Raw genomic sequence first — 12,422 nt, forward strand, 5'->3', positions numbered from 1 at the left:
CATCATTTCTCCTTGTAAAAATTTGCCTTCCACGTTGTTTTATCAACCCATTTATCAAATACTAAGAGCATCGCTGGAAGGAAACAAACGACCATAATAAAGGCTAGTAACGCTCCTCTTCCTAGAAGTAAGCCAATGGAACCGACGATAGGATTACTAGACGTCATCCATAAAATAAACCCTACACTTGATAGGATAGAGGCTGAAATCGCAATGGAGAAAATTTTCTCATTGATTGTTTTCTTAATCGCTTCAAGTGCTGTCATATTTTTTCGGTTTTTCGTATATTCTTCCGTCAGTAGGATTCCGTAATCGACAGTAGCAGCGAGCTGAACGGTGCTGATAATTAAGTAGCCTACAAATACTAAGGAGGTATCTGTAAAGTATGGTATAGATAAATTAATCCATACTGCTGATTGAATAGTAAGTAGTAGGACCACTGGAATCGAAATTGATTTAAACGTTACAAATAAAACGATAGCAATGGTGATAACAGTAAGTAGATTCACTACCGTGTTATCTTTTTCAACCGTATTTTTGATATCATATAGTGTGACACTTTCTCCCAGTATATGTGTATCTTCCTCATAGTAGTTTGCTACGGTATTTTGAACCGTCTCTACTAATCCAAAAGCCTCATCGCCCTCTGTTCCAGCATTTGTTTGCAGAATAATACGACTGTAATTATTCGAATAAAATTGCTCTGTGATGGATTCATCTAGATACTCTGGAGGAATAACAGGATCAACTGTATTTACATAGGAAAGAACACTAGTTACATGATTTAGATTTTCAAGTTCTTGCACTAATTCCTCTTCTTTAGCGACATCTCCGTTTGGTACAAGTAAAACCATTGGGGTATATTTTCCAAACGTATCTTCAATGGTTACAATATCACTACCAGCTCTTGTGTTCTCTGGTTGTTCCCCAATTCCATAGGTGAAATTAGTTTGACTCTGTGCTAAAAATGCTGGGATGATTAATAGAAATACGATGATTAAACTTGGGATCTTTATTTTAACAATTTTCCTTTCTATTTTTCCAAAGCTTGAAAGGAACGGTCTATGCTGTGTTTTGTCGATCCATTTGTAAAATAGGAGTGTGAGTGCTGGTAAAAATACCATCACACTAACAAAGCTTAATAGAATACCTTTTACTAGATTTACACCCAAGTCAGAGCCTATTTCGAAGTTCATAAAGGTTAATGCAATAAAACCAAAGAAGGTGGTTGAAGCACTTGCTGCAATAGCAGGAAAGGAACGCTTCATTGCCAGTTTCATTGCTTCTTCCGGAACTTTCCCCTGACTTCTGTAATCTTGGAAACTATGAAGTAGGAAAATAGCATAGTCTAGTGATACCGCAAGCTGCAAAATCGGCGCCACTGATTGGGTAACAAAGGATATTTCCCCTAAAAATATGTTCGTCCCTAAATTAATTAGTATCGAAACTCCAATAGCTGTTAGGAAAAATACGGGTTCCATCCAGGAATTGGTTGAAATTACTAAAATTAATATAATAATAGGAACCAATAATGCGGCGGCGTACATCGACTCTGTACCAGCCATTTTTTGGGATGTAGCTGTATCAAGTGCTTCCCCTGACATTGCATTATCGTCCCCAATAAGCTCATAGATGGCATCGGTCGTCTCTACTTCTTTACCTTCTTCAATACTGAAGGAAAATAAAGCATGATTGTCTTTGTAATAGGACTCTACCATATCCTCATCCATCATTTCGATAGGTGTTTTTATATCAACGGCATCGTCTAGCCATGTTACATCTGTCACTCCGCTGACCGTGGCAAGCTCTTCTTTAAATGCCAATGCTTCCGCTACCGTGACGTTATGGATCATAACTCTTGTATTAGGAATGGTACCTGGAAATTCTTGTTCCATTAAATCTGTTGCTTCCATTGATGGAGCATCTTCTGGTAAGTAATCTACCATGTTGTAGTTTATAGATACAAAAAACTGCGTAAAAATGCTAATTATTGTAGCAATCGTAAAAGCAATAACAATGGATTTTTTATGTTTTAAAATTTGTGTTGCCATATCATTCAAGTTCATCCTCTCTTGCATTATGCCTATTTCCACTTTATTATATAAACACGGTGTTGGATTTTCAACAAACAGTTTATTAATATGCGTTTAGTTGACAACAAATGAAGAAAATCTGTTGGATATTTTAATTTTTTTGGGTGTACAAGGCGCTCGATTTTTCAATATAAAGGGAGATAACCATGAATTCGAAATTGGATAGAAGGAAAAAATATACGAGAATGGTCTTAAAAGATAGCCTAATCAAGTTATTAAAAGAAAAGCAAATTTCTCAGATAACGGTAAAAGAAGTATGTGAGCTTGCTGATATAAACCGCTCTACATTTTATTCCCATTATAGAGACCATTTTGATTTACTTTATCAAATTGAGGAAGAAATTATAGAAGATATGAATGAATATTTAAGTCAGTACAATTTTACGAAAGAGGAAGAGTCTGTAAAGATGACGGCCAAGTTATTAGAATATATTGCTTCTAAACGGGATATTTGCCAAACGCTCCTACATGAGAATGGGGACACTACTTTTCAAAAACGAGTTATGAATGTAGCACACCGATTTTTAATGAAAAGTTGGAAGGATATGATTAATCTAGATGAGGACATTTCAGGGTATTTGAGCACCTTTATCATTAGTGGAAGTATTCATGTTATCAAAAATTGGCTTGATCAGGGGATGGATCAATCACCTAAAGAAATGGCAGGAATCATTAATGCGTTTACAAATAAGGGGCTTTCTTCTATGAATGATTTTTAGTATGGTAGTCTTTAATGAAGTATGAATATAGGGAGGGGATAGTATGGATAAATTTATGAAACGAACAGTAGAGTTAGCACTTCAAAATGTAGAAGAAGGTGGACAGCCTTTTGGTGCAGTCCTTGTGAAAAATGATAAAGTGATTGCTGAAGGAGTCAATGAATTACATAAAAATTATGATGTCAGTGGTCATGCTGAATTACTAGCAATACGAAGGGCCCAGGAGATGTATCAGGTGAATGATTTATCGGGATTTACGATGTACGCAAGTGGTGAACCTTGTTCAATGTGCTTAACAGCGATGTATTTTGCTGGAATTGATAAGGTGTATTACTGTCAATCTGTTGATGATGCGATGGCAGTAGGGCTAGGAAAATCTAGTTTCATTTATAATGAATTAAACAAGTCAAAAGAAAACAGAGAAATAGAAATGATACAAGTGCCACTAAACGAAGCTCAAGAAAACCCGATGAAAAATTGGAAAGAAAAGCAGTAAATAGGAAAGGACAGGCGTAGTTGTTACACCTGTCCTTTCTTAATAAAATTGTATACTCTAAAGAGTCGTTGCTTAAAATTCTTCGTAAACGGCAGGGTCTTGATTTTTAAGTCTTCCATTTGTACGTGTTAATTGTAAGATGGTGTTCATTTCATCGTCATTTAAAGAGAAGTCAAATATACTAATATTTTCTAGTTGTCGTTCTGGGGATGCGGATTTCGGGATGGCAACTGCTCCAAGTTGATAATGCCAGCGTAAGATAATTTGTGAAACGGTTTTAGAATGACTTTCGGCTATGTTTTGTAACGTTTCATTGCCGAAAACTTCATTTGCACGTGCTAATGGACTCCAAGACTCGGTTATGATTCCGTTTTCTTCATGCCACTTTCTTTGTTCCTCTTGGTTAAAAAATGGATGAAGCTCAATTTGGTTGATACTCGGTATAACGCCGGTTTCTTTTTTTAGTCGTTCTAGATGTTCCGGTAAGAAGTTGCAAACACCAATGGAACGAATTAGTCCCCACTTCTTGGCATCGATTAATGCTTGCCATGCTTCTACATACACGTCTTGTTTTGGATTGGGCCAATGGATTAAATATAAATCGTAATAATCTAGATTTGCACGATACAAAGACTCTTGAATGGAAGTAACAGCCTTTTCGTATGTATGGTAACGACCTGGTAGTTTAGAAGTAATTCGTAAATCCTCTCTTGGAACTGAACTTCTCCGAACAGCTTCCCCTACGGTACCCTCGTTTTCATAATTATAAGCTGTATCAATTAATCGATAACCGTTGTGGATTGCACTTGAAATTGCTGCAGCACCATCATTTCCGTTAAGGTTATACGTCCCAAACCCTATAGATGGTATCGTCAATCCATCATTCAATGAAAGTTCTGGTATAGAAATACTCATGTCAGCACTCCTCTTTTTCAAATATTTATAATTATATAACAAGATTATCACCTTGCTAACTGTGATGACAACTTTTATGCGATTGCACTTCTTTCAATCTATTAAATATTCACGGTGGAATTGCCACCGAATTTGTGGAAATATATAAGCGTTGTTATAATGATATAAGTTTATTGGGGGAAAATAATGAAATAAGATAAGGAAGGTAATTATGAAGGCAAGTTTTAAGGTTTTTATAAATGACTTAAAGAATATGAGTACAAATTGGGTTGCAGCTCTTTTAATTGGGGGATTAATCCTCTTACCTTCACTTTATGCTTGGTTTAATATTGCAGCATCATGGGATCCATATGGCCAAACCGATCAAATTCCGATTGGGATTGTGAATGAAGATAAAGGGGCAATGGTTCGTGATGAGGAAATTCATGTGGGCGATGAGATTGTCGATACATTGAAAGAAAATCGTACACTGGATTGGAAGTTTGTTGATCGTGAAAAAGCAATGGATAAATTAGAGTATGGAGATTATTTTGCAGTTATTGTTATTCCAGAAAAGTTTTCTGAAAGACTCGGTACAGTGATTAGTGATCATCCGGAAAAGGCGGATGTAGAGTATTATGTAAATGAAAAGATTAATGCTATTGCACCAAAAATTACCCAAAAAGGTGCAAGTGTTATCGTTGAGCAGGTGAGTAGTAATTTTATTTCGACTGTAAATGGAACGATCTTTGAAATATTTAATGACTTGGGTATCGAAATTGAAGAAAATTTGCCAGATATCGAAAAATTTGAAGATTATCTTTTTACATTGCAAGAAAACTTGCCAGAAATACACAAGAAATTAAATCAGACAGCAGAAGATGCGGATCATGCTGATGATTTAATGGAAAAGGCTAAGGGTCTTATACCAAGAGTGGAAGAAGTAACTTCAAGCGGACTTTCAACCATTAATAATACGACAAGCTATTTGGAGAAGGCGGAGGCCCGTTTAAATGAAATTTCTCCACAAATCGAAAAGGACTTAGGGAAAATTCAACAGATGGTAGCTGATACGAATGCATTTGTTGGTGAAATCAACGAGTCCTCTATTGACTTTAGTGATGAAAAGCAAATAAAAGATTCAATAAACAATCAAATTAATGGCACATTGGAATCAATAGGTACGATAAAGAACGCACTTCAACAGGTAAAAGAAAATGGTCAATCAAATGAACAAGGGCAGGAATCAGAAGACCAGTCGGGTGAAGAAAATAACAAGGTCACTATAAACCCTAATCAAGAAGTAATTAACAATGCAATTTATGAATTGGAAAACATGGAACAACAATTAAAGGAAATACAAAAACAAGGGAATGCAATAGATTCATTGGTCGATAAAAGAAAAGACCAAGTTGAAGGGATCTTCAATTCACTGAAGGAACGTGCGGAAACAGTTAATGAGCGTGTGGATGCTTTTGTTATAGAATATAAAAATAACATTGAACCAACTGTTAAAGCAGAGGTAGCGAGTGCGAAACAAACACTTACAGAGGCTAAAGATATACTAGTTGGTATTCAGTCGACCATCCCCGAAGTGGAGAATTTACTTAATCGAACAGAGAATAGTTTAGGGGATGGAAAAGAGGTTTTACATGATGTTCTCGGAGAATTCCCTTATATTAACGATAAAGTAAATGAATTAGCGAATCGCGTAAGAGACACTAAAGAAGATACCGATATTAATGATATCATTCAGCTTCTACAAAATGATCCAGAAGCGGAAAAGGGCTTTTTTGCGGAACCTGTTGTATTGAATGAAAATAAAATCTTCCCTATTGAGAACTATGGAACTGGTATGACCCCATTTTATACGGCTTTATCTCTTTGGGTTGGTGGACTACTATTAATTTCATTAATGTCAACGGAGGTACACGGTCCTCAGGCAGAAAATTATACCGCCAGACAAATTTATTTCGGTAGATTACTTACATTTATAAGCATTGGAGTTTTCCAAACATTAATTGTGACCTTGGGAGATCTCTTGATTTTAAATGTAAATATTAAAGAGTCGGTTTGGTTTATCCTATTTGGACTTTTATGCAGTATGGTGTTTGTTACAATAGTGTATACAGTAGTTTCTGTATTTGGTGACGTAGGAAAAGCTATTGCTATCATCATGTTAGTAATACAAATTTCCGGATCTGGTGGAACATACCCTGTTGTATTACTTCCTAAGTTCTTCCAGATGATTAATCCATTCTTGCCATTTACTTATGCGGTTGACCTTATGAGAGAAGCTGTAGGTGGAATTGTTTGGGCAAGAGTATTTCATGACGTAACATTCCTCCTTATTTTTGGCATTGTCTTCCTTGTTTTAGGGGGAGTACTTAAAGGTGCAATAAACACAAGCGTATTAAGTGAAAAATCCAAGGAATCTGGACTTTTCCATTAAATTAAGAAAGCTAATAGCGCCAAGCAATTAGCTTTCTTACATGTATAAATTTATAGTATGATCAGCCTTAGTCCCCCTGTTCTGTGACAGGAACCTTGAAAGCGATTTATAATAAATGTAAAATGAGAAAGATAAAAGGAGTGGGATGGTATGAACAACTATAATTTTCAAACACCACGTTATCTCGTGGTGATTGAACAAATAAAAGAAAAAATTAAAAATGGAGAATTGGCACCGGGTGAACGTTTGCCGTCTGAAATGGCTTTTGCTAAGGAATTAGGTGTCTCAAGAAACACACTACGAGAAGCTTTACGGATTTTAGAAGAGGAAAATATCATTATCCGTAAGCATGGAGTTGGTACGTTTGTGAATAAACAACCTGTATTCTCCGGTGGAATAGAAGAGTTATTTAGCATTACCGACATGATTGAAAGAGAAGGGAAGAAGCCTGGAACAGAAATTCTTTTTACAGGATATGTTGATCCACACGGTGATGATATAAAGGAATTAAATTTGGAAAAAAATGAACAAGTTTTTTTAGTTAAACGGGTTCGAACAGCTGATGAGACGCCATTGGTTTATTGTATTGATAAAATCCCAGCGAATTTACTGGAAAAAAGATATAAATTAAATCAAGAATCGATTTTATTATCATTAGAAGAAGAGGGGATCACGATTGGGTATGCAAAAGCTGAAATAAAAACAATGGGCTATAATGAGGAAATCTCTGATATTATGAAGTGTGATCAAGATACACCACTATTAATATTGCGCCAAATCCATTATGATTTAGATAATAGACCTGTTCTTTACTCCATAAATTTCTTTAATTCCAATCAAATATCGTTTAATGTATTGCGTAAACGTACCATTTAGCTGAAGGGGAACTTCCAGTTAATAAAGAAGTTTGAGAAGCTACTTGTGACGGTTTCGTAAAATCGCAGTAATTTTCGACAAGATATTCAAAAAAACAATTGACTTGTTGGACGTCTAACCTTACAATAGTATTGTAATCAAGGTGAAAGGGATTACAATGACTATACGTTGTTGGACGTCCTATCTATTTTAAGTAAAGATAAAACACCCAAACATGAAAGGTGAGAGTGTTTAATGAATATTTTATGGGGCATCATGGGGATAGTTGTTATACTAGGGATAGCATTTCTATTTTCCAATCAAAAGAAAGCGATTAAGCTAAGGACGATATTTGGTGGATTAGCAATTCAAATTTCATTTGCATTTATTGTACTGAAATGGGAGGCAGGAAAGGAAGCCCTCCAATGGTTTACCTTAAGAGTTCAAGATATTATAGACTTTGCGAATGAAGGTATCGGATTTTTATTCGGTTCCTTGGCGGATAATAATCAGTTTGGTACTATATTCGCTTTTCACGTTTTACCAATTATTATTTTCCTTTCAGCATTAATTTCAGTTTTATATTATCTAGGTATCATGCAATGGTTTATTAAAGTTATTGGTGGTGCGCTGTCTAAATTACTAGGAACGAGTAAGACAGAGTCCATGTCAGCTGCAGCGAATATTTTCGTAGGGCAAACAGAGGCGCCATTAGTTGTACGACCATTTCTTGATAAAATGACACAGTCAGAACTTTTTGCTGTAATGACTGGTGGTTTGGCATCTGTTTCTGGTGCTGTATTAGTTGGTTATTCCTTATTAGGGGTACCTCTTGAATATTTACTTGCTGCAAGTTTCATGGCAGCACCAGCAGGATTGGTTATGGCTAAAATGATGATGCCAGAAACAGAAACTGCGAAGGTATCAGATGAGTTTAAATTGGAAAAGGATACAGAAACAGTCAATGTAATTGATGCTGCTGCCAAAGGTGCATCAGACGGTTTGAAATTGGCATTAAATGTTGGTGCTATGTTGTTAGCGTTCATTGCACTAATAGCTTTGATTAATGGAATATTAGGCATTTTCGGTGGAATTACGTTAGAACAAATTTTAGGTTATTTATTTGCTCCAATTGCTTTTGCCGTGGGGGTTCCATGGTCTGAAGCAATACAAGCAGGAAGTTTTATTGGGCAAAAATTAGTACTAAATGAATTTGTTGCCTATGCTTCATTCGCACCGGAAATTGGTGTCTTAACAGAAAAAACAACACTTGTCATAAGCTTTGCCTTATGTGGATTTGCAAACCTTAGTTCCATGGCAATTTTATTAGGTGGATTAGGTGGTCTTGCACCAAGCCGTAGAGGTGACATTGCAAGATTAGGTTTAAAATCTGTACTAGCTGGAGCACTTGCCTCTCTACTAAGTGCAGCAATAGCAGGAATGTTCTTCTAACTTAATACAATCGATATGGAAAGAGAGATGATCACGATGAGAATGTTAGATATTATTGAGAAAAAACGTGATGGTTATTCTTTAACAAAGGAAGAAATTGATTTTGCAATTCAGGGTTATACAAAAGAGGAGATACCTGATTACCAAATGTCCGCATTAGCGATGGCTATCTTCTTTAAAGATATGACGCCAGAAGAAAGGGTTCATTTAACGATGGCAATGGTAGATTCAGGTGATCAGATAGATTTATCTGATATCGACGGCATTAAGGTGGATAAACATAGTACGGGAGGGGTTGGTGATACAACAACACTTATCCTTGCCCCACTTGTTGCTTCTGTAGGTGTCCCTGTAGCTAAAATGTCAGGGCGTGGATTGGGTCATACTGGTGGTACCATTGATAAACTGGAATCTATTGAAGGATTTCAAGTAGAAATTGATAGTAAAACATTTGATGAATTAGTTAACAAGAATAAAATTGCTGTTGTTGGCCAAAGTGGGAACTTAACTCCTGCCGATAAAAAGCTATATGGACTTCGTGATGTGACAGCAACAGTCGACTCCATCCCATTAATCGCTAGTTCGATAATGAGTAAGAAAATTGCCTCTGGTGCAGATGCGATCGTCCTTGACGTGAAAACAGGATCAGGAGCTTTTATGAAGGATCTTGATAGTTCTAAAGAATTGGCGAAAGCGATGGTTCAAATTGGTAATGGTGCTGGACGAAAAACTATTGCTGTAATCTCAGATATGAATCAACCATTAGGTTTTGCCATAGGTAATGCATTAGAGGTAAAAGAAGCTATCGATACGTTAAAAGGTAAAGGTCCAAAAGATTTAGAAGAGTTATGCTTAACGCTAGGTAGCCGAATGGTTTATTTAGGAGGAAAAGCGGAAACCGTAGAAGAGGCGAGAGAAAAATTAGTGGATGCGATGAAATCTGGCAAAGCCATTGAAACATTTAAAACCTTTGTTGCTGCACAAGGGGGAAATGCATCGATTATCGATGAACCAGAAAAATTACCAACCGCAGCATATACCTTTGAAGTTGAAGCGAAAGAAGATGGATTTATCACGCAAATTACTGCAAATGAAATAGGGGTTGCTGCAAGTCTTCTTGGAGCAGGTCGTGTGACAAAGGAATCACAAATTGATTTGGCAGTAGGTCTAGTCCTAAATAAAAAAGTCGGTGAACAAGTTAAGAAGGGTGACTGCTTAGTGACCATCCATAGTAACCGTGAAGATGTTGCAGAGGTTGTTGAAAAAATATATGAATCGTATACAATTTCGAGTGAATCAATTGACAATCATCCATTAGTATATGACGTTATCTCTGAATAACATATAAGGGTCCAACAAATATTGGACCCTTTCTATTGACCTAGAGAGGTTGGACGTCTTACAATAAAAGTATTGAAGGAGGAAAACAGCATGGGCAAAACAACACCATTTAAACGTATATTTCTAATTGTTATGGATTCAGTAGGAATAGGCGAGTCACCAGATGCAGAAAAATACAATGACAAAGGTGCAGATACATTAGGGCATATTGCTGAGCATATGGGCGGATTATATATGCCTAATATGGGCGCGCTTGGATTAAGTAATATCCGTGAATTAAAAGGTATTAAGCCTGTTGAAAAATCTCTTGCTCATTACACAAAAATGCAGGAAGCTTCAGCAGGAAAGGATACAATGACAGGCCACTGGGAAATTATGGGGCTCCATATTGATACGCCTTTTAGAACGTTTCCAGATGGATTTCCGGATCAAATAATTAATAAGCTTGAAGAAAAGACCGGCAGAAAGATTATTGGAAATAAACCAGCATCAGGAACGGAAATTTTGGATGAATTAGGCGAAGAACATATGAAGACTGGAAGCCTTATCGTTTATACTTCAGCTGATTCCGTGTTACAGATTGCTGCTCACGAAGAGGTAGTTCCTTTAGAAGAACTTTACGATATTTGTCAATATGCACGTGAATTATTAAATGATCCAGAATATATGGTTGGACGCGTTATCGCTCGTCCTTTTGTTGGAGAACCAGGTCATTTTGAACGGACACCAAACCGACATGATTATGCATTAAAACCATTTGGACGTACAGTTATGAATGAGTTAAAAGATGCTAATTATGAAGTAATCGCCATTGGAAAAATTTCTGACATTTATGATGGTGAAGGGGTAACCAAGTCACTAAGAACGGTATCAAACATGGATGGTATGGATAAATTACTAGATACGCTAGATATGGATTTTACCGGGTTAAGCTTCCTAAATTTAGTAGACTTTGATGCAAAATATGGACATCGTCGTGATCCACAAGGGTATGGAGAAGCATTAGAAGAGTATGATGCAAGATTACCTGAAGTATTGAGAAAACTAAAAGAAGACGACTTACTTATCATTACGGCAGACCATGGGAACGATCCAATCCACCACGGAACAGACCACACAAGGGAATATGTTCCATTACTTGTTCATCATAAAGGAGTCACAGAAGGTAAATCATTACCAATTAGAAATACGTTTGCGGATATTGGTGAGACCATTGCGGAAAACTTCCAAGTAAAAAGTCCACAACATGGACAAAGCTTTTTGAACGAAATTTGAAGGAGAATGAGCATGAGTAAAATCGAAATCGCGAAAGCATTTATAGAAGAAAGAATTACCTCTAAACCAAAAGTTGGTCTCATTTTAGGATCAGGTTTAGGTGTGTTGGCAGATGAAATACAAAATCCAGTTAAAATTAAATATGAATTGATTCCAGGATTTCCAGTATCCACAGTAGAAGGGCATGCTGGACAATTGGTAATTGGGGATTTAAAAGGGACTACGGTATTAGCAATGCAAGGACGTTTTCATTATTATGAAGGATATCCTTTAGATGAAGTAACTTTTCCTGTTCGAGTAATGAAAGCACTAGGAATTGAAACAGTTGTCGTAACGAATGCTGCTGGTGGTGTAAACCGTACTTTTACTCCTGGGGATTTAATGCTAATTAACGACCATATTAATAATGCAGGAGCCAATCCATTAATCGGCCCAAATGACAGTAAATTAGGTGTACGCTTTCCTGATATGTCAACTGCTTATACACCATCTTTACAGGAACTTGGACGTGAAGTTGCTAAAGATTTAAATATCTCACTAAAAGAAGGGGTTTACGTTTGGAATAGCGGACCAAGCTATGAAACACCAGCGGAAATACGTATGCTAGAGAAAGTTGGTGGAGATGCAGTTGGAATGTCTACGGTACCAGAGGTAATTGTTGCGCGTCACGCCGAAATGAACGTCATTGGTATTTCCTGTATTACGAACATGGCTGCAGGTATTTTAAATCAACCACTTTCTCATGAAGAGGTTATTGAAACAACGGAAAAAGCCAAGGAGGATTTTTTAAACTTGGTAAAAGGTATTGTCGAACGACTGTAAACTGCATGAATTTAAAATAAAGA

The 12,422-nt window shown here is 36.6% G+C and carries 10 protein-coding genes; 8 read left to right on the forward strand and 2 right to left on the reverse strand.

What is annotated here, in order from left to right; all coding sequences use genetic code 11:
- Positions 1-2: 2 nt before the first annotated feature.
- Positions 3-2,051: an efflux RND transporter permease subunit gene (locus A9178_RS11690; protein ID WP_082918193.1), complete on the reverse strand. Its 2,049-nt coding sequence runs from the start codon at positions 2,049-2,051 to the stop codon at positions 3-5.
- A gap of 188 nt (positions 2,052-2,239) precedes the next feature.
- Between A9178_RS11690 and A9178_RS11695 the strand changes: the two genes are divergently transcribed.
- Both A9178_RS11695 and A9178_RS11700 read left to right on the forward strand, forming a co-directional pair.
- Positions 2,240-2,812 (forward strand): TetR/AcrR family transcriptional regulator, encoded by a 573-nt coding sequence (locus tag A9178_RS11695; RefSeq protein WP_068675499.1) that lies wholly within the window; start codon positions 2,240-2,242, stop codon positions 2,810-2,812.
- 43 nt (positions 2,813-2,855) lie between these two features.
- Positions 2,856-3,308 carry a nucleoside deaminase gene (locus A9178_RS11700; protein ID WP_068675501.1) on the forward strand — a complete coding sequence of 151 codons (453 nt, stop codon included), beginning with the start codon at positions 2,856-2,858 and terminating at the stop codon, positions 3,306-3,308.
- Positions 3,309-3,380: 72 nt separating this feature from the next.
- Here the strand turns inward: A9178_RS11700 and A9178_RS11705 are convergent, their stop codons facing one another.
- A complete protein-coding gene (locus tag A9178_RS11705; RefSeq protein WP_068675503.1) occupies positions 3,381-4,223 on the reverse strand; it encodes an aldo/keto reductase in 843 nt (280 codons plus the stop codon).
- Between the two features lie 211 nt (positions 4,224-4,434).
- Between A9178_RS11705 and A9178_RS11710 the strand changes: the two genes are divergently transcribed.
- From A9178_RS11710 to A9178_RS11735, 6 genes are all read left to right on the forward strand, one after another.
- Entirely contained in the window at positions 4,435-6,654 is a 2,220-nt protein-coding gene (locus tag A9178_RS11710; RefSeq protein WP_068675505.1) for a YhgE/Pip domain-containing protein, read from the forward strand.
- A gap of 150 nt (positions 6,655-6,804) precedes the next feature.
- Positions 6,805-7,530 (forward strand): GntR family transcriptional regulator, encoded by a 726-nt coding sequence (locus tag A9178_RS11715; RefSeq protein ID WP_068675506.1) that lies wholly within the window; start codon positions 6,805-6,807, stop codon positions 7,528-7,530.
- Positions 7,531-7,764: 234 nt separating this feature from the next.
- The gene (locus A9178_RS11720; RefSeq protein WP_068675508.1) at positions 7,765-8,961 is read left to right on the forward strand and encodes a NupC/NupG family nucleoside CNT transporter; all 1,197 of its coding nucleotides are present in this window, start codon (positions 7,765-7,767) and stop codon (positions 8,959-8,961) included.
- 36 nt (positions 8,962-8,997) lie between these two features.
- The gene (locus A9178_RS11725) at positions 8,998-10,302 is read left to right on the forward strand and encodes a pyrimidine-nucleoside phosphorylase (RefSeq protein WP_068675510.1); all 1,305 of its coding nucleotides are present in this window, start codon (positions 8,998-9,000) and stop codon (positions 10,300-10,302) included.
- Between the two features lie 90 nt (positions 10,303-10,392).
- Positions 10,393-11,577 carry a phosphopentomutase gene (gene deoB, locus A9178_RS11730; protein ID WP_068675512.1) on the forward strand — a complete coding sequence of 395 codons (1,185 nt, stop codon included), beginning with the start codon at positions 10,393-10,395 and terminating at the stop codon, positions 11,575-11,577.
- Positions 11,578-11,583: 6 nt separating this feature from the next.
- Positions 11,584-12,399 carry a purine-nucleoside phosphorylase gene (locus tag A9178_RS11735; RefSeq protein ID WP_068675514.1) on the forward strand — a complete coding sequence of 272 codons (816 nt, stop codon included), beginning with the start codon at positions 11,584-11,586 and terminating at the stop codon, positions 12,397-12,399.
- Positions 12,400-12,422 lie beyond the last annotated feature (23 nt).

Source organism: Oceanobacillus sp. Castelsardo (assembly GCF_001659985.1).
In the GTDB taxonomy this organism is placed as follows: Bacteria; Bacillota; Bacilli; order Bacillales; family Amphibacillaceae; genus Oceanobacillus.